Origin of the sequence: Paraburkholderia sp., from assembly GCF_004298475.1 — a bacterium.
GTDB lineage: Bacteria > Pseudomonadota > Gammaproteobacteria > Burkholderiales > Burkholderiaceae > Paraburkholderia > Paraburkholderia denitrificans.
This window is the reverse complement of the sequence record NZ_SCRP01000033.1, coordinates 41,482-59,410: the sequence shown is the minus strand read 5'-3', so window position 1 is coordinate 59,410 and position 17,929 is coordinate 41,482. Positions and strand designations below refer to the sequence as shown.

The following is a 17,929-nucleotide window of genomic DNA, read 5'->3' as shown; positions in this document are numbered from 1 at the left end:
CTACGCATGAACCGCCCGTCGATCCGCTTTCCATTTCGCACCTTCGGTGTGGGTGTGGCCTCACTTTGGCGGTGGGTCAAGTGGGGCTTCGTCGTCACGTTGCTTGCCGCGATCGTCATCATCGCGCGCATCGTGCAGATCGAAATCGACACGTCACGCCTGCAGGCGCACTATCTTTCCGAACTCACGCGCGACATCGGCTTCGCCGTCGAAAGCGGCCCAAGCCACAACATCCGTTTTCCCACGACGAATGGGCCTTACGACGTGCGGCTCGGCTACGCGGAGCTGCCCGCGTTCGAGCGGCGGCTCACGGCGCGCGGCTTTGCCGTTGCCGCCCAGGCGCGCGATTCGGAGCGCATGATGGCGCTGGCGGACGAAGGGCTCTTCGTGCCGTATGAAGAAAAGGATCAGGCCGGCTTCATGCTGCGCGACACCGACGGCACGCTGCTGTTTCATACGCGCTATCCGCAGCGCGCCTACGAGAATTTCAATGCCGTGCCGCCGCTCGTGCGCGACTCGCTGCTCTTTATCGAAGACAAATACCTGCTCGCCGAAGATCAGCCGAATCGCAATCCGGCCATCGATTGGGGCCGTTTTAGCCGCGCGCTCGTCGATCAGGGCGCACGCCTTCTGAACCGGCATCAGCAGACGCCGGGCGGCAGCACGCTCGCCACGCAGATCGAGAAATTCCGCCATTCGGATGGCGGCCGCACCGCGACGCCGCCCGAAAAGCTGCGGCAGATCGCGTCGGCTTCGGTGCGCGCGTATCTCGACGGCCCGCAGACCATGGCTGCGCGTCAGCGCATCCTGGTCCGCTATCTGAATTCCGTGCCGCTTTCGGCGAAGGCGGGCATCGGTGAAGTGAACGGCATCGGCGACGGCCTCGCCGCGTGGTACGGCCGCGACTTCCGCGAAGTCAATGCCATCCTGCGCGAACCGGTGTCGTCGGCGACCCTCGCCGAGCAGGCGCTCGCCTTCCGCCAGGTGCTCTCGCTGCTGATCGCGCAGCGCGCGCCGTCTTACTTCCTCGTACACGACAATCCCGCGCTCGCGAAGCTCACCGATAGTTATCTGCGCCTGCTCGCGAGCGGCGGCGTCATCACGCCCGCGCTGCGCGACGCGGCGCTTGGCACGACGCTCACGCTCGACCGCACGAAGCCGCAGCATGTCGCCGCGTCGTATCTGGAGCGCAAGGCGGTGCTGTCGCTGCGCACGCAACTGATGCAGACGCTCGGACTGAAGACGCTTTACGATCTCGACCGCCTCGACGTCAGCGCGACCGCGACGCTCGACGAAAGCGTGCAGCAGGCCGTGAACGAGCGTCTCGCCGATGCGATGACGAAGGATGGCGCGCAAAAAGCGGGGCTGGTGGGCTTCGAAATGCTCAGGCCCGCCGACGATCCGTCGAAGATCGCCTACAGCTTTACGCTTTTCGAGCGGCGCAACGGCGAAAACCTTGTGCGCGTGCAGACGGACAGCGTGAACCAGCCGTTCGACATCAATTCCGGTGCGCGCATGAATCTCGGCTCGACGGCCAAGCTGCGCACGCTCGTTACGTACCTGCAGATCGTGAGCGACCTGCATGCGCAGTACGGCGCGCTCAGCGCGAAGGAACTGCGCGCGATCCAGCCCGATCCGTCCGATGTGTTGACGCGCTGGGCGCTCGACTATTTGTCGAAGACGGATGATCGCTCGCTGCATTCGATGCTCGAAGCGGCGGTCGAGCGCAAATACTCGGCGAATCCGGGCGAAACGTTCTATACCGGCGGCGGCGCGCAGAGCTTCAACAACTTCGACTCGAACGATAACTCGCAGATCCTTACGGTGCAACGCGCGTTCCAGCATTCGGTGAATCTCGTGTTCGTGCGTTTGATGCGCGATATCGTTCGCTACGAGATGATTCAGACCTCGGGACCGCCGGCGCAATGGCTCGACAATCCGCAGGTGCGTACCGCGTACCTCACGCGCTTTGCCGACGGCGAAAGTCAGGTCTATATGAAGCGCTTCTACACGCGCTATCAAGGCAAGAGCGCCGACGATCAACTGGCGATCCTGTTGCAACATACGCGCAAAGGTCCGGCGCGCATCGCGACGGTGCTGCGCAGCGTGGTGCCGGACGGCTCGCAGACGTGGTTCGACGCCCAGATGCGCGCGCAACTGAAGGGGACGAAGTTCCAGTGGCTCGACGACGGGGATCTCGCGAAGGAATACGACAAATACGCCATCGATCGTTTCAATCTGAACGACCGCGGTTATATCGCGGGCGTGCATCCTCTTGAACTGTGGCTGCTGAATTATCTGCGTGCACATCCCGAAGCAACGCTCGACCAGATTCAGCAGGACAGCAAGGACGTGCGCCTTTATACGTATCGCTGGCTCTTTAAAACGAAATACCACTTGACGCAGGACCGGCGCATTCGCCACATGATCGAACTGCGCGCCTACGATGCGATTGGCCAGTCGTGGCGCGCGCTCGGCTACCCGTTCGCGAACATCACGCCTTCGTATGGCGCGGCGATTGGCGCTTCCGGCGACCGGCCCGCGGCGCTTGCGAACCTGATCGGCCTCATCGCGAGCGACGGCCAGAAGCTGCCGACGCACAGCTTCGAGTCGCTCGACTTCGCGCGCGGCACGCCTTACGAAACGCGCTTCGTGCACGGCGATTCGAAGCCTCAACCGCTCATCTCGCCGGAGATCACGCAGGTGGTGCACGAGATGCTGACGTCGGTGGTGGCAGGCGGCACGGCGCGGCGCCTTGCCGGCGGCATGACCTTCAAGGACGGGCGCACGCTGGAGGTGTACGGCAAGACCGGCACGGGCGATCAGCGCTTCAACGTGTATGCGCGGGGTGCGCGGCTCATCGAATCGCGCAAGGTGAACCGCACCGCGACCTTCGTATTCGTGATCGGCGACCGGTTCTACGGCACGCTCACGGCGTGGGTGCACGAGCCGTATGCGGCGCGCTATACGTTCACGAGTGCGTTGTCTGTGCAACTACTCAAATCGCTCGCTCCTGTGTTGCAGCCGTTGCTCGAGGGTCGTGTGCCGCCTGGCGGATTGAAGCCCGAAGTCAAGCGCGGCCGGTTGCAGGTGACGATGTACGATTTGCAGACGGGCGCGGCGCGCGACGTTTCATGGCAGCCGTCCGCGGATGCGGGGGGCTCGATCCGGTAGTCTGATCACTCGCAGCGCACGCCGCTTCGCGATCGGGCATTTCAGCCACGGTCGCGAAGCAGACGGTCTCTCATTACCACCCGCCCGGAGGCGGAGGCGGCATGTAGCGCGGCGTACCCTGCATCGGCGTCGTCATCATGCGGCCCTGAACCGGGATGCGGTTGCCGCTCGCGTACATGCATTGCAGGTACGCGTAGTCGAAGCGGCGCTGGATGTCGAAGGAGGACCCCTGGACGTTGCCCATGCCGACGGCGCTGCCCGTCAGCAGCCCCGCGCCCGCGCCGACCGCAGCACCGCGGCCGCCGCCGAACGCGGCGCCGGCTGCCGCGCCGAGTGCCGTGCCGACCGCCGCGCTGCCCACGGCGGTATTGGTCGCAGCCTGATTCGTCGTTTGGCCGCCCACCTGCTGGAAGGCGAACGCGCGGCACTGCGCGTCATCGGCGCGGAACTGGTCGAAGGTCTTGCCCGCACCCGGCAGCGCCATCACGCTCGGCCCGGTGGGGACGACGGAGCATGCGCTGACGAGACCTGCGGTGACGAGTAGCGCGAGGTAGGTCGTTTTCATTGGAACCTCGATCCGGTCTGGAAGGTTTAGTCCTCGGGAGCGGGTTGGGCGGGAACCGGACGCCAGCCCGACGCACACTGCTTCACATACGGGTAGTAGGTCCGCGATGCGTCGCAGTAATACCAGGTGTCGCTGTTATCGGCTTCAGGATCGTTTTCCGCGCCCGCCGGACCTTGCTGATACTGCGAATACGCCTCATCGGCGGGACTGTATGGCGGCTGACCTTGCTCGATCCAGGTAGGCGGTTCCGGAGGAGGTGCGACGATGACCGGCCCCGGTGCGTAGTAATAAGGCGCCGGGTAGTACCAGGGCGCGCCGACGCCCACCCCGACGGCCCAACGCGCCGCATGGGCTGCGCCGCTCGCACACGCGATGGCGGTCGCAATGGCCCCGAGGATCACTTTTGACCTGTTCACAACTTTCTCCAGAACGGATGCCTGGGACGCGGACGCGTCCACTCGTTAATAATCGAACGCTATGACATCGCGCGTACCAATGCAATTACGTGGATTGCACTGATTTTTCGAGTTGTTACAAGTGCCTGGCGCGTGGGTGCCGCGAATGCCCGCTTTTGGGCCACATGGGTTTGCGGGTTCGTGTGAGCAAGGATAGCGCCAGTAACAATTCGATGACGCCTGTGCGGCGATTGGTCGTGCAGGCGCGCGCGCTGAATGCGGCCTATGCGGCGCTGCGCTGCAGCGAACCCTCAGGCGTTCACGCTTCGAGCGCAAGCGTCGCGAAAGAAGCGAGCCAGTGCTCGCCCATGTAATCTTCCGCGACGTGTTCGAGTGCGCTTTGCAGATGGGTCTGCGCGGCTTCGCGCAATACGGCTGCGCGCGCATCGTCAGGCGACAACGTGCGCGCGAGCGTGCGCTGGCACCACGCGCGGCTCAGGTTGAGGCCGTCCAGGTGCGCGATTTTTCCATCTGTGCGATCCGTGACCGTGGCTGGCGTGAAGAGCGTGCCTGGCTGGCGCGCGGCCAGATCCGGCAGAAAGGCGGCGAACCAGCTGGCGAATTCGGCGGCGGGCAGCACGTGGCTCATCAGCACGGCTTCCATCAGCGCTGGCGAGAGAAACTCGTCGCCTGAAGGCTCCCAGGCCTGGCACCCGGCATCGTTCTGATACCAGCGCCGCGCGGTTTGCTCGATTAACCTCGCCAGCCCGTCCCGGGCGGTCTGCCGCGCGAATGCCAGCGCGAGTGTCAACGCAAATGCCGTGTTGAAGTGCGTGCCCACGCGGATGGGGTACGTCGCCTTCGGCAAAAATGCCTCGAAACGCTCGACGAATGCAAGCGTGAGCGGTGCGAGCGTGCGCGCCCAGCGTGTAGTTTGCGGCGTTTTCATCGCATCGAGCTGGCTTGCGAGCGCGAGCAGCCACGCCCAGCCATAGGGTCGCTCGAAGCTGCGGTTGTGCGGCAGGTCGAGATAGGCGCGCTCGCCAGCCATTTTCTCGTCGGTGAAGTGTTCGTCGATCACCTCGACGATGTGCGGCGCTTCGGGCAGATCCGGAAATCGCGCGAGCAGACGCGCAATCAGCCAGTAGCCATGCACGCACGAATGCCAGTCGTAGCTGCCGTAAAACACCGGATGCAACGCACGCGGCCCTTGCACGTCCGCTGGACCGGCCAGTGAGTGCGTGAGCTTGTTCGGATATTCGCGCGTGAGATGCGAGAGCGCGAGCGAGGCGAAGCGGGAGGCGATCGGGGCGGTGAGCGTTCGGGTCATGGCTGCGGTGCGCGGCGGCGGGAGGATAGCCGCCAGCGTACGGCAGATTTAGCGGGGCGTGGTGTCGCCCGCCTTGCCCGCCGTGCGCGCGCTCTCAAGCCTGTGCATGGCTTCGCCCACGTCCTGGCTGAATTGCGCGAGTGCGGCCAGCTCGATATTGGGCGGCTGCAGCGCGGCCCACAGCACGTCGATGAGCCGCTGCGCAGTGGCTTCGATATCGGTGCGACGGTTGCCGAGCGCCGCATCCCAGAGGACGTGCTCCATCGGCCCGAAGATCAGCGAGCGCAGGAGGCGCAGCGGTATGTCGTTGCGGATCTGGCCGCTATCCTGGCCGCGCGCGAGCACGCGCATGAGCGGCGCGGTGTAGCGGCGCTGCATTTCGGTGAGTGCTTCGCTCAGGTCGTGATGGCGCGTGCGGCCCTCGGAGAGCACCAGCGCGCAGATGCCCGTGCCGCTTTCGAGCATCAGGCGCAGATGCATGCGCACGATGAAAGCAAACTGCTGCCGCACGGTGCCGTCGCGCGGCAGCCCCGCCTCGATTGCTTCGATCGATTCGTCATACCAGTCGCCGATAACGCGCGCGCAGAGTTCGCGCTTGCCGCGAAAGTAGCTGAACACGGTGGCTTCGGATACGCCGAGCCGCTGCGCGATCTCGGCCGTGGTTGCGCGCTCGTAGCCCTTTTCGGAGAACACGTCGCGGCCGGCTTGAAGGATCTCCTTCACGCGCTGCTGCGACTTGCGCCCGGCGGGCTGCCGGCGCGAGGCGGGCAGGGCGGTTCTGGTTGCGGCCTGCATGTTGAGTGTTGGTCAGTTTATGGCGGAATTGCGGCTTATTATTGATGAATTTTTGCGGATCAGGCAAGCGTTTTGCCCGGATAGATGAATTTGAGCGTTGCTCAATAATACCTATTGACGCACACGTAAATGTGGCGTGAAATGTGCATCCGTGGGGCGATGCTGGATGCCCCTTTTGCACTTTTATGGGGTTGCGGCAGCGCGGGCGTGACCGATGCTGCAATCATCCGCTTTGCGTGGGATGGGAGTAAGCGCTGAAGCGCCAGCTCCCATCGACAGGAGACACTCATGAGCAATGTACCCGGACTGCAGTTCCCCCTCGGCGAAGAAGTCGAAATGCTGCGTGACAGCATCGCCGCCTTCGCGGCAAAGGAAATCGCGCCGCGCGCGGCAGAAATCGACCGCACCGACCAGTTCCCCATGGATCTGTGGCGCAAGTTCGGCGATCTGGGCGTGCTCGGCATGACCGTCTCCGAGGAATACGGCGGCGCCGGCATGGGCTACACCGCCCACATGGTTACGATGGAGGAGATTTCGCGTGCGTCCGCATCGGTCGGTCTTTCATATGGCGCGCACTCGAACCTGTGCGTGAACCAGATCCACCGCAACGGCACCGAAGCGCAAAAGCGCAAATACCTGCCAAAACTCGTCTCGGGCGAACACGTGGGCGCGCTCGCCATGAGCGAGCCGAATGCGGGCTCGGACGTTGTCAGCATGAAACTGCGCGCCGAGAAAAAAGGCGACCGTTACGTGCTCAACGGCACCAAGATGTGGATCACCAACGGCCCGGACTGCGACACGCTCGTTGTGTACGCAAAGACCGATCCGCAAGCCGGTTCGCGCGGCATTACGGCCTTCATCGTCGAGAAGGGCATGAAGGGATTCTCCGTGGCACAGAAGCTCGACAAGCTCGGCATGCGCGGCTCGCACACGGGCGAACTCGTGTTTCAGGACGTCGAAGTGCCCGAAGAGAACGTCCTCGGTCAGCTTAACGGCGGCGTGAAGGTGCTGATGAGCGGCCTCGATTACGAGCGCGCCGTGCTCGCGGGCGGCCCGACCGGCATCATGGCCGCAGTCATGGATGCAGTCGTGCCGTACATTCACGACCGCAAGCAGTTCGGTCAGGCAATCGGCGAATTCCAGCTTATCCAGGGCAAGGTCGCCGATCTCTACACCACGTTCCAGGCCTGCCGCGCGTATCTCTACGCCGTGGGCCGCCAGCTCGACACGCTCGGCACGGATCACGTGCGCCAGGTGCGCAAGGATTGCGCGGGCGTGATTCTCTATACCGCCGAAAAGGCAACGTGGATGGCCGGCGAAGCGATCCAGATTCTCGGCGGCAACGGCTATATCAACGAGTATCCGGTCGGCCGCCTGTGGCGCGACGCGAAGCTCTACGAAATCGGTGCGGGCACAAGCGAAATCCGTCGCATGCTGATTGGCCGCGAGCTGTTTGCTGAAACGATGTAACCCCCGCTGCACGTCACAAAAGGAAGCACGCGATGCCGATCATCGAATCGAAGCTCAATCCGCGCTCGGACGATTTCAAGGCGAATGCCGCCGCGCTCGAAGCAGTCGTCGCGGACCTGCGCGAAAAGATCCAGAAGCTGTCGCTCGGCGGCGGCGAGGCGGCGCGCGACAAGCACCTCTCGCGCGGCAAGCTGCTGCCGCGCGATCGTATTGCGCAACTGCTCGATCCGGGCACGCCGTTCCTCGAGTTTTCGCAACTCGCCGCTTACGGCATGTACCACGACGCTGCACCCGGCGCGGGCATCATCACGGGCATTGGCCGCATCGCGGGCCAGGAATGCGTGATCGTCTGCAACGATGCCACCGTGAAGGGCGGAACGTACTATCCCGTGACGGTAAAGAAGCACGTCCGCGCGCAGGAAATCGCGCAGGAAAACCGCTTGCCGTGCGTGTATCTCGTCGATTCGGGCGGCGCGAATCTGCCGAACCAGGACGACGTGTTTCCCGATCGCGATCACTTCGGCCGCATCTTTTATAACCAGGCGAATCTCTCCGCGCAGGGCATCGAGCAGATCGCGGTCGTGATGGGTTCGTGCACGGCGGGCGGCGCATACGTGCCCGCCATGAGCGACGAGTCGATCATCGTGAAGAACCAGGGGACGATTTTCCTGGGCGGCCCGCCGCTCGTGAAAGCGGCGACCGGCGAAGAAGTCAGCGCCGAAGATCTCGGCGGCGGCGACGTGCACACGCGCCTTTCCGGCGTGGCCGATCATCTCGCACAGAACGATGCGCATGCGCTTGCGATTGCGCGCAGCATCGTCGGCAATCTGAACCGCACGAAGACGCCGCCGCTCGCGCTGCGCGATCCGCTGCCGCCGCGCTACGACGCGAAGAGCCTGTACGGCGTGATTCCCGTCGATACGCGCAAGCCGTTCGACGTGCGCGAAGTGATCGCGCGCATCGTCGACGATTCCGCGTTCGACGAATTCAAGGCGCGCTACGGCACGACGCTCGTGACCGGCTTCGCGCACATCTGGGGCCATCCGGTGGGGATCGTCGCGAACAACGGCATCCTGTTTTCGGAGTCGGCGCTCAAGGGCACGCACTTCATCGAACTGTGCTGCCAGCGCAAGATCCCGCTCGTGTTCCTGCAGAACATCACGGGCTTCATGGTGGGCCGCAAGTACGAGAACGAAGGCATCGCACGCAACGGCGCGAAGATGGTGACGGCCGTGGCGACCGCGAAGGTGCCGAAGTTTACGGTGATCATCGGCGGGTCGTTCGGCGCAGGCAATTACGGCATGTGCGGCCGTGCGTATTCGCCGCGCTTTCTCTGGATGTGGCCGAATGCGCGCATCTCCGTGATGGGCGGCGAGCAGGCTGCATCGGTGCTCGCCACGGTGCGCCGTGACGGTATCGAAGCGAAAGGCGGTACGTGGAGCGTGGAAGAAGAGGAGGCGTTCAAACAGCCGATCCGCGACCAGTACGAACGCCAGGGCCATCCGTACTATGCGAGCGCGCGGCTGTGGGACGACGGCGTGATCGATCCGGCGCAGACGCGCGACGTGCTCGGTCTCGGGCTTTCCGCGACGATGAACGCGCCTATCGAGGACACGCGCTTTGGCGTGTTCCGCATGTAAGCGTCGCCCGGGAAGGAGAACTTGACGATGCAATACGAAACGCTGCTGGTCGACATCGCAGGTCATGTCGCAACGGTCACGTTGAACCGGCCCGATGTGCGCAACGCCTTCAACGAAACGATGATCGCCGACGTCACTGCGGCATTCACGGCGCTCGGCGCGCGCGACGACGTGCGCGCGATCGTGCTGGCGGGCAGTGGCCGTGCTTTCTGCGCGGGCGCGGATCTGAACTGGATGCGCAAGATGGCCGGTTACTCCGACGAGGAGAACCGCGCCGATGCCATGCGTCTCGCGCAGATGCTCTCGGCGCTGTATCGCTGTCCGAAGCCGGTCGTCGCGCGCGTGCACGGCGACGTGTACGCGGGCGGCATGGGGCTCGTCTGCGCGGCCGATATCGTGGTTGCCGTCGAGACCGCCCATTTCTGCCTCTCCGAAGCGCGCCTCGGCCTGATGCCGGCGACCATTGCGCCGTATGTGATTCGCGCGCTGGGCGAGCAGGCGTCGCGCCGCTATTTCGTCACGGCCGAGGCATTCGACTGCGCGACGGCCCAGCGCCTCGGCCTCGTGAGCGAGGCGGTGAGCGTTGATACGCTCGACGCCACCGTGCAGCGCATCGTCGAGGCGCTGGCGGCGAACAGCCCGAACGCCGTGGGCGAGTGCAAGCAACTGGTGCAGGACGTCGCGGGACGGCCGCTCGACGACGCGTTGATCGAGGACACGGCCATTCGTATCGCGCGCATCCGTGCAAGCGACGAAGGGCGCGAAGGCGTCGCGTCGTTCCTCGAAAAGCGCACGCCGCGCTGGCGCAGCCAGTCCAACGGCTGAGGTTCAGGGCACATACGAACGGCAACGAGCGAACAGCAACGAGCGAACGACAGCGAGATCACACATGTTCAACAAGATCCTGATCGCCAACCGGGGCGAAATTGCATGCCGCGTGGCGGCGACCTGCCGGAAACTCGGCATCAAGAGCGTGGCCGTCTACTCCGATGCCGACGCCAGCGCGAAGCACGTCACGGCGTGCGACGAAGCCGTGCACATCGGCGAGGCGGCAGCGGCGCAAAGCTATTTGCGCATCGAGCGCATCATCGCCGCAGCGCGCGCAACGGGCGCGCAGGCGATTCATCCGGGCTATGGATTTCTTTCCGAAAACGAAGCATTTGCGCGCGCATGCGACGAAGCGGGCATTGTTTTTATCGGACCGCCGGTCGGGGCGATTGCCGCGATGGGTTCGAAGGCGGCTGCCAAGGCGCTGATGCAGGCGGCTTCGGTGCCGCTCGTGCCGGGTTATCACGGCGACGATCAGGACGCGGTACTGCTCCAGCGCGAAGCCGATGCGATGAGCTACCCGGTGCTGCTCAAGGCGAGCGCGGGCGGCGGCGGAAAAGGCATGCGCGTGGTCGAGCGCAGCGAGGACTTCGCCGCGGCGCTCGCGTCATGCAAGCGCGAGGCCGCAAGCAGCTTCGGCAACGACCGCGTGCTGATCGAGAAATATCTGCTGCGTCCGCGTCACGTCGAAGTGCAGGTGTTCGCCGACAAGCATGGCGGCGCGGTGTATCTGTTCGATCGCGATTGCTCGGTGCAGCGGCGCCATCAGAAAGTGCTTGAAGAAGCGCCTGCGCCGGGGCTCGATGCGAGCGTGCGGCGCGCCATGGGCGAAGCCGCCGTGGCGGCGGCGCGCGCGGTGCACTACGTGGGCGCGGGCACGGTCGAATTCATCATGACCGGCGCCGAATTCTATTTCATGGAGATGAATACGCGCCTCCAGGTCGAGCATCCGGTGACCGAAATGATCACGGGACAGGATCTCGTTGAATGGCAATTGCGCGTGGCCGCGGGCGAACCGTTGCCGCTCGCACAGTCGCAGCTTGCCGTTCAGGGGCATGCGCTCGAAGCACGGATTTACGCCGAAAATCCTGCACGCGGCTTCTTGCCATCCACGGGCACGCTCAAGCATTTGCGCATGCCTGAAGGCGTGGAGTTTGCGATTGGAGCCGCCGGGCAGCGCGCCTCGGTGCGGATCGACAGCGGCGTGCGCGAAGGCGACACGATCACGCCGTTCTACGATCCGATGATCGCGAAACTGATCGTGCACGGCACGACGCGCGAAGATGCGCTCGCGCGCATGCGGTGCGCGCTCGAAGCCTGCGAGGTGGTGGGGCCGCATACGAACGTCGAGTTCCTGCACCGGCTCGTGACGTGCGAGCCGTTTGCCGCTGCCGACCTCGACACCGGCCTCATCGAACGTCATCACGACGCGCTTTTCGCGGCGCATCACAAGCCGGTCCGCGAAGCGCTCGCGCTGGCCAGCGCCGCGTTGCTCACCCGCGAAGACGCATCGACACGGGACGCGTCGCCGTGGGCATCGCTTGTGCACTGGCGGCTGAACGGCGGCTATCAGCAGACGATCGGCTGGCGCGATCGCGAAACCGACACGACGTTCTCGGCGACGTTTGCGCAGGACGGCGGCGCGCAAACGCTCGGTTGCGCAGGCGGCGTCGATGCGTATACGTGGTCGCGTGGGCGCGGGGCGGACGAATATGCCGCGACTATCGGCGACACGCGCGTGACGGGCCGCGTGTTTATCGACGGCGATGTTTTTCACGTGTTCTGCCTCGGCACAGCCATGTCGTTCGAATGGCAAAACCTGCTCGCGCACGCCGCCGATTCGGACCACGGAGAAGGGCGCCTCACGGCGCCCATGCCGGGCAAGGTGATTGCGGTGCTCGTGGAGCCGGGCGCGGTGGTGGAGAAAGGCTCGCCGCTCGTCGTCATGGAGGCGATGAAGATGGAGCACACGATTGGCGCACCGTTCGGCGGTACGGTGACGGAGGTGTTGTACGCAGTGGGCGATCAGGTTACAGATGGCGCGCAATTGCTGGTGCTCGAAATGGGCTGACGGCAGCAACAGGCTGTTTTCCCCTGGGCGTCTCGCAATACGGGGCGCTTTTTTTTTTGCTTTTTCGCGGATTTCCGGGGAATGGCCGGCGCTTGCCGACCGGCTCATGCAACAAACATAAACCGGGGTGAAGCGCCCGTTCGTGTGCCCGAGCGATTCGATGTGTATGGCATTTTGTCCTGCTTAATGGAAGAAAAAGGCCCTGTTGGCGATTACAATCGCCGACAAACAATGATCGGGGGCACTGCATGTCGAGAACCGTATTCCGGGGCCGTTTTTCGCATAAGGCACGCAGTCTCGCCTCGCTCCTCGCAATTTCGATCACGGTGCTGTTTCGGCGCACGATCGGCAAACCGCTGGTACGCGAGTGGTCAATTTCTTTCGAAATCGGAACATTATTCTGGAGAGCCCAATTTAATCGGGCTTTCGCACTGAAAGACATTGCGGACGGCAGGGCATATCTGGATAGTTTGATTACCCTTACCGAAATGCGCCCGGCTGTCGAAATCCGTCCAGCGGGCGAAGGCGAGCCCCGAGGGGACTGGTTTATTCCTCGCGAGCGAACCAGCGATATCACGATGCTTTACTTTCACGGCGGCGGCTATACGTTTTACGCGACCGTGACACGCGAATTCATCGCCTTGCTCGCTCACTGGCTTGGCGTGCGCATCTTCGCGCCGGACTATCGACTCACGCCCGAGTATCCCCACCCCGCGCAACTCGAGGACGGTCTGGAGGCGTTTCGGTTTGTGCTTCGGCAAGGCGTCGATCCTTCGCGCCTGGTGGTATGCGGAGACTCGGCCGGCGGGCATCTGACCTTGATGACACTGTCGAAGCTGCGCGATGCAGCGCTTCCCCAGCCCGCGCTGGCGATTGGCCTCAGTCCGTGGACGGATACGGGCCTGCGCGGCGCAAGCCAGTTCGGCAACGATCATTACGATCTGGTACAGGGATACATGACGCTTCAATTTTCTGCCTGGCTCAAAGGCGAAGGCCGATATGAGAACGCAGAACTCTCGCCGATCAACCAGTCTTTTGCGGGTGTCGCGCCGATCTATATCCAGGCGGGTGGGAAAGAGATTCTTGTCGACATGATCCGAGACTTCGCACAAACCGTTCAGGAGCAGGGAGGACGGATCCGGCTGGATGTCTGGGAACACATGATTCACGAGTTTCATGCGTACGGGCATGAGGTTGCAGAGAGTAGCAACGCGCTGGAACGTATTCGTGAAGCTATTGCGTGGGCAACGGAATCGGGCACGCGCGAGCCTTTCCCGGCAGCCGTGCAAACGGAAGTCGACCAACTCGTTGTGTAACGCAACCGGCTGCCTGGAGCGGCCTTGCGCAGCTATTTGCTCGCGCATCCGGCAGCCTCTCCGCAACCCAGGACCAGATCACCCGGGTGCTCGCGTCGTACGCCGCCGCAGCCGATTCATGCACGACTTCTGCCCGGCACAATCGATGCGAACACATCGATTTTTCGGCCATTTTCCGCTGTTTACTGCAACAATGTTTTGCCTGTGCAGTGCATCACCTGCCTGCGACAATCTGCCATACTGCATCTCACGAAAGCGACTTACGGTGATCGCTTTCGACGGCCCGCCTGTTTCGGCGGGCCTTTTTAATCTGGCCATCCGCACCAGAAGCAAAACGTAAGGTATGAGTAGATGAACATTTCGATCGATACCCTGTTCTCGGAAGAAGAACTTGCCGAAGACGCCGTTGTTACGGCACTCAATCATCAGGACATCGTGGTCGCGCTGTCCGCCGCGCTCGCGAAAGAACGCGTCGCCGTCCTGCATATGCTCTATCCTCGCACCGACGCGCGCACGCACCGCAGCCTCGACGAGCTTATTGCAGCACTGCATGGTCACGGCCTGCATCAAGTCGCGCGCCTCGTTTCCGAGGAAGCGCATTACCTCGTGTTCAAGGACCCCGTGAAGGCGTGGAAGACCTTCCACGAAATCCGCAACGATTCGCTCGCCGTCGGCGTGCATCTGTACTACGCGGGCCTCGTGGGCGAAGCTGCCGAACGCAGCCTCGATGCGCATGCACACGGTCGCGATTAACGCCGCTCAGCTCCGCTCTTTTTAGAATGTCGCGCTCCCTCTTCAGTCGCGCATTCTCCGCACGCAGGCGGGCCGTTGCGATCCGCCTGCATTCAGTTCGAAACCGTCCGGCGCGTCACGCCCAAAATGGCCGATACCGCCACCAGACTCTGACCTGACTTCACCAGCCGTACTTCCTCCAGCTTGAATTCCCGCGCGTATCGCGCACGCTTCAGATTTGCGCATCTTCGTTTATCCTCGCTGTAGTTCAAGCCTCAGCAAAAGATACGTTTTTTGGGTGCAGGCTCACGGCCCGTGTCGCTGCTACAGCACGTTGCTGTCCGCAATTCGACTCTCTGGGAGGAAGTGGCATGACCGACTCGAATCGTCGCGAATCCCGGCACGAAGCCTGGCCGGTACTCACCGGCGCCGCGTTGCGGGTAGCCTTCGGCGTCATCTGGATCGTGGGCGCGGCGCTCACCTGGGCGCCGGGATTCGCAAGCCACTATGTGGGCTACCTGCACAACGCCGCCAATGGGCAGCCGCGCTGGTCGGCCTGGTGGTTCGGGATGTGGCTTGCGCTTGTCACGCCGCATGCCGGGCTGTTCGTGTGGCTGACGCGCCTTGCCGTGACGGCGCTGGCCTTCGCCCTGCTGCTGGGGTTCGCGCGCAAGTACATCTACGTGCTCGGCGCCCTGTTCAGCCTGCTGATCTGGTCCACCGCCGAGGGCTTCGGCGGCCCGTACACGGTGGGCGCCACCAACATGGGCACGGCGATCAGCTACGTGCTGGTCTTCATCGCACTGATCCTTATCGACCACCGGGCCGGCCTCAATCCGTATAGCGTCGACTACCTGATCGAACGGCGTTGGCCGGGTTGGCGGCAGGTCGCCGAGTGGGGGCCCGCCGTCGATGCACCTCCCGTGGCGCCGCTGCCATGGCATGTGCAGGCGCCGGTGCTGGCGGGCATCGCACTGCTCGTGGCATTGCTGTTAGCGGGCCTGCACAGCGCGCTGCATGTCCAGTCACCTTCGCAGACAGCCGCCGCCGCCGCGGTGAAGCCGTTGTCGCTGGCGTCGAGCCAGCCCGTCGCGCAGGCGCGTGACGCGCACCTGCCGCCGCTCACGCCTGGCAACAGCGTGGGCGTGTCCATCGACGTCTCCGACCAGACCGTGGAAATCGCCAGTGGCGTGCAGTACCAGGCGTGGACCTTCGGCAAGAGCGTACCCGGACCGGTCATCCATGTGCGCCAGGGGCAGACCGTGAACGTGGTGCTCACCAATCACGGCACCATGCAGCACTCGATCGACTTCCATGCCGCAATCACGCCGCCCAGCCTGCATTACGTGGACATCAATCCAGGCGAGTCGATCAAGTTCTCGTTCGTGGCCAAGGTGCCGGGCGCGTTCCTCTACCACTGCGGCACGCCACCTGTGCTGCTGCACATCGCCAACGGCATGTACGGCGCGATCATCGTCGACCCGGCGACGCCGCTGCCGCCCGCCGCAGAGAGCTACGTGCTGGTGCAGGGCGAGTGGTACACCCAGCAGGTGAGCGGCAAGCTGATGGCCGGCGACTACGGGAAGATGCAGGAGATGCGCCCCGACGAGGTCGTGTTCAACGGCACCGCGTTCCAGTACCGCGATCATCCGCTCACGGCCAGGCCGGGCGACCTCGTGCGCATCTATATGGTGAACGCCGGCCCCAGTCTGTGGAGCGCGTTCCACGTGATCGGCGCGATCTTCCAGAAAGTTTATCCCGGTGGTAATCCGGCCCAGGCTATCGACGGCGTCTCCACCTACAGCGTGGGGCCGGGCGAGGGCGCGATCTTCGACCTGAGCGTCGATGAACCGGGCAAGTATCCGTTCGTGGATCACGCGATGGCGCACATGGTGATGGGCGCGCAGGGCGTGCTGAAAGTGTCGGTGCCGGGCGAGGCGTCCGTGGCCGCGCCGCCGATCACCAGGGCGCCCGTGGCGGAAACAGCCCCCACGACTCCCGCCTCGCCCGCAGGCCCGTACAAGTTCGACCCGGCGCGTGGTGCATCCCTGTACGCAGCCAGCTGCATGGCCTGCCACCAGGCCACCGGCATGGGTCTGCCCGGTGCGTTCCCGCCGCTCAAGGACAACCCCGCGGTGCTAAACGATGATCCCGCCAAGCAGATCAGCGTGATCCTCAACGGACTGCATGGCGAGGCCATCAACGGCATCAGCTACCCCAGCGCGATGCCGCCGTTTGCCGCGACATTGAATGATGCGGACATCGCCGACATCGCGAACCACGAGCGCAGTTCGTGGGGCAACCAGGCCAGGCTGATCACGGCCGACCAGGTGAAGGCGGCCAGGGGCAAGTGAGTCATACCTGGACGCGAGCTTTGGCACGCCAGACATCATTGAACCGGATGACGATGGAGGCCGGCACAGCCTGAAGCGGAAATTCATCATCGCGCCGTTGTCGTTCAGCCAGCGTGTGCATAAGGTGATTTCAAACCTCGATGCTATTCCTCGATGCTATTGATCGGAAGTAAAACGGATTGGCGACGCTTTCGCCTGGACTATGTGCGGTTCCGCGCACGCATCAGAAGATCACCGGATCTTGCGCTGGACTACACTTCAAATTGCTTTTGCAAACTGGCATTCGCAAACAGACGAGACGTGACTGGATCAGAAGGAGGGCGAACATGCACCGGACGATCAAGCAACTGACAGTTGGGGTACTCGCAATCTGGGTGGCTACGATTTCCAACGCTGAGCCGCAATTCGAATCGCTTGGACACATCGTCGACGGAAACACGTATCGGAGCTTTTCATCCGCGGCGAAAGTGACCTATGTAGCGGGCGTTTTCGACGGTGTGCTGGTTGCAGGTGCTTTGGGTGGAGCCGATGACACCCTCCTCGCGCTCAAACAATGCACGATGCACATGACACTGGGCCAACTGGATACGATCGTCGACACGTACGTCGAGAAAAACCCGTCGCAATGGGGGAACTCGATGAGCAAAATTGTGCTGCACGCGATTGACGGCGCCTGCAAGGGCCGTGGCATAACGATCTGGCCGGAAGACGGCTAGTTTTAACAGCGCTGACTTTAACCCCGATAATGCGCTCGATCGGTCCCGGCTTTAGCGCGCCTGTTTCGTCTGTTTTAATAGGCGCCGCCGGTATCGATCGTCAGATAGAGCATGTCACGCTCCAGCAGCTGGATGAAATGCTCGTCCTCCTGAAAGAGTTCTTCCAGGAGATCGCTGTTGGAAAGCACGCCGACGACGCGCCCGGATTCAATAACGGGTAGATGCCGGATCCGCTTTGTATGCATCAAGCTCGGGCACTCGTCGCAGGTATGCTCGGGCGTCACATAGAACACCTGCGTCGTCATGATCTCGCCAACCCTGGTATGAGCGGCGTCGCGACCGAGCACCTCGACTTTGCGCGCGTAATCGCGCTGAGACAAAACACCAGCAAGATTGCTGCCCTGCAGCACCAACACGGTCGTGACATCCTTGTCGGCCATCAGGTGCAGTGCGGCAAGCACTGTGTCATCGGGGCCGACCGCAATAACCTCCCTGGCGTTCACGGACAAAATCTGCCGTGCTGTTTTCCTTTCCTTTTTCATG

General features: G+C 63.3%; 14 protein-coding genes and 1 pseudogene. 9 read left to right on the top strand and 6 right to left on the bottom strand.

Translation table 11 applies throughout. The features are described from left to right. Window positions 1-6 precede the first annotated feature (6 nt). Window positions 7-3,174, top strand: coding sequence for a transglycosylase domain-containing protein (locus EPN59_RS16610; RefSeq protein ID WP_293034832.1), 3,168 nt, complete (start codon window positions 7-9; stop codon window positions 3,172-3,174). 73 nt (window positions 3,175-3,247) lie between these two features. Here EPN59_RS16610 and EPN59_RS16605 read toward each other — a convergent pair whose 3' ends face one another. The 4 genes from EPN59_RS16605 to EPN59_RS16590 form a co-directional block, all read right to left on the bottom strand. Next, a complete protein-coding gene (locus EPN59_RS16605) occupies window positions 3,248-3,739 on the bottom strand; it encodes a YMGG-like glycine zipper-containing protein (RefSeq protein ID WP_293034830.1) in 492 nt (163 codons plus the stop codon). A 26-nt stretch (window positions 3,740-3,765) separates the two neighbouring features. Continuing rightward, entirely contained in the window at window positions 3,766-4,155 is a 390-nt protein-coding gene (locus tag EPN59_RS16600; RefSeq protein ID WP_293034828.1) for a hypothetical protein, read from the bottom strand. Window positions 4,156-4,453: 298 nt separating this feature from the next. Continuing rightward, complete coding sequence (locus tag EPN59_RS16595) at window positions 4,454-5,464, bottom strand: DUF2891 domain-containing protein (RefSeq protein WP_293034826.1); 1,011 nt, start codon at window positions 5,462-5,464, stop codon at window positions 4,454-4,456. A gap of 48 nt (window positions 5,465-5,512) precedes the next feature. Continuing rightward, a complete protein-coding gene (locus tag EPN59_RS16590) occupies window positions 5,513-6,259 on the bottom strand; it encodes a TetR/AcrR family transcriptional regulator (protein ID WP_293034824.1) in 747 nt (248 codons plus the stop codon). Between the two features lie 288 nt (window positions 6,260-6,547). Between EPN59_RS16590 and EPN59_RS16585 the strand changes: the two genes are divergently transcribed. The 6 genes from EPN59_RS16585 (at window position 6,548) to EPN59_RS16560 (ending at window position 14,337) form a co-directional block, all read left to right on the top strand. Continuing rightward, window positions 6,548-7,729, top strand: a complete 1,182-nt coding sequence (locus tag EPN59_RS16585) for an isovaleryl-CoA dehydrogenase (protein ID WP_293034822.1) — start codon at window positions 6,548-6,550, stop codon at window positions 7,727-7,729. 32 nt (window positions 7,730-7,761) lie between these two features. Continuing rightward, entirely contained in the window at window positions 7,762-9,369 is a 1,608-nt protein-coding gene (locus tag EPN59_RS16580; RefSeq protein WP_293034820.1) for a carboxyl transferase domain-containing protein, read from the top strand. A 27-nt stretch (window positions 9,370-9,396) separates the two neighbouring features. After that, window positions 9,397-10,194: an enoyl-CoA hydratase/isomerase family protein gene (locus EPN59_RS16575; RefSeq protein ID WP_293034818.1), complete on the top strand. Its 798-nt coding sequence runs from the start codon at window positions 9,397-9,399 to the stop codon at window positions 10,192-10,194. Window positions 10,195-10,258: 64 nt separating this feature from the next. Next, window positions 10,259-12,268, top strand: a complete 2,010-nt coding sequence (locus EPN59_RS16570; RefSeq protein WP_293034816.1) for an acetyl/propionyl/methylcrotonyl-CoA carboxylase subunit alpha — start codon at window positions 10,259-10,261, stop codon at window positions 12,266-12,268. A gap of 248 nt (window positions 12,269-12,516) precedes the next feature. Beyond that, window positions 12,517-13,584, top strand: a complete 1,068-nt coding sequence (locus EPN59_RS16565) for an alpha/beta hydrolase (RefSeq protein ID WP_293046397.1) — start codon at window positions 12,517-12,519, stop codon at window positions 13,582-13,584. A 351-nt stretch (window positions 13,585-13,935) separates the two neighbouring features. Continuing rightward, window positions 13,936-14,337, top strand: a complete 402-nt coding sequence (locus EPN59_RS16560) for a hypothetical protein (protein ID WP_293034106.1) — start codon at window positions 13,936-13,938, stop codon at window positions 14,335-14,337. 13 nt (window positions 14,338-14,350) lie between these two features. On the opposite strand, the pseudogene EPN59_RS16555 reads toward EPN59_RS16560, so the two are convergent. After that, window positions 14,351-14,552: pseudogene (locus tag EPN59_RS16555) on the bottom strand (IS3 family transposase); the annotation flags it as partial. Window positions 14,553-14,687: 135 nt separating this feature from the next. Here EPN59_RS16555 and EPN59_RS16550 point away from each other — a divergent pair. Continuing rightward, entirely contained in the window at window positions 14,688-16,670 is a 1,983-nt protein-coding gene (locus EPN59_RS16550; protein WP_293034105.1) for a multicopper oxidase domain-containing protein, read from the top strand. Window positions 16,671-16,996: 326 nt separating this feature from the next. After that, on the top strand, window positions 16,997-17,386 hold the full coding sequence (locus tag EPN59_RS16545) for a hypothetical protein (protein WP_293034104.1): 390 nt from the start codon (window positions 16,997-16,999) through the stop codon (window positions 17,384-17,386). A gap of 74 nt (window positions 17,387-17,460) precedes the next feature. Here EPN59_RS16545 and EPN59_RS16540 read toward each other — a convergent pair whose 3' ends face one another. Continuing rightward, entirely contained in the window at window positions 17,461-17,928 is a 468-nt protein-coding gene (locus EPN59_RS16540; protein ID WP_293034103.1) for a CBS domain-containing protein, read from the bottom strand. Window position 17,929: the final 1 nt, after the last annotated feature.

Excerpts from the sequence above, each read along its gene's own strand:
- EPN59_RS16610 (WP_293034832.1), top strand. The coding sequence starts at position 7 with ATGAACCGCCCGTCGATCCGCTTTCCATTTCGCACCTTCGGTGTGGGT.
- EPN59_RS16565 (WP_293046397.1), top strand. The coding sequence starts at position 12,517 with ATGTCGAGAACCGTATTCCGGGGCCGTTTTTCGCATAAGGCACGCAGT.
- EPN59_RS16540 (WP_293034103.1), bottom strand. The coding sequence starts at position 17,928 with ATGAAAAAGGAAAGGAAAACAGCACGGCAGATTTTGTCCGTGAACGCC.
- EPN59_RS16545 (WP_293034104.1), top strand. The coding sequence starts at position 16,997 with ATGCACCGGACGATCAAGCAACTGACAGTTGGGGTACTCGCAATCTGG.
- EPN59_RS16560 (WP_293034106.1), top strand. The coding sequence starts at position 13,936 with ATGAACATTTCGATCGATACCCTGTTCTCGGAAGAAGAACTTGCCGAA.
- EPN59_RS16595 (WP_293034826.1), bottom strand. The coding sequence starts at position 5,464 with ATGACCCGAACGCTCACCGCCCCGATCGCCTCCCGCTTCGCCTCGCTC.
- EPN59_RS16575 (WP_293034818.1), top strand. The coding sequence starts at position 9,397 with ATGCAATACGAAACGCTGCTGGTCGACATCGCAGGTCATGTCGCAACG.
- EPN59_RS16580 (WP_293034820.1), top strand. The coding sequence starts at position 7,762 with ATGCCGATCATCGAATCGAAGCTCAATCCGCGCTCGGACGATTTCAAG.
- EPN59_RS16590 (WP_293034824.1), bottom strand. The coding sequence starts at position 6,259 with ATGCAGGCCGCAACCAGAACCGCCCTGCCCGCCTCGCGCCGGCAGCCC.
- EPN59_RS16550 (WP_293034105.1), top strand. The coding sequence starts at position 14,688 with ATGACCGACTCGAATCGTCGCGAATCCCGGCACGAAGCCTGGCCGGTA.
- EPN59_RS16570 (WP_293034816.1), top strand. The coding sequence starts at position 10,259 with ATGTTCAACAAGATCCTGATCGCCAACCGGGGCGAAATTGCATGCCGC.
- EPN59_RS16605 (WP_293034830.1), bottom strand. The coding sequence starts at position 3,739 with ATGAAAACGACCTACCTCGCGCTACTCGTCACCGCAGGTCTCGTCAGC.
- EPN59_RS16585 (WP_293034822.1), top strand. The coding sequence starts at position 6,548 with ATGAGCAATGTACCCGGACTGCAGTTCCCCCTCGGCGAAGAAGTCGAA.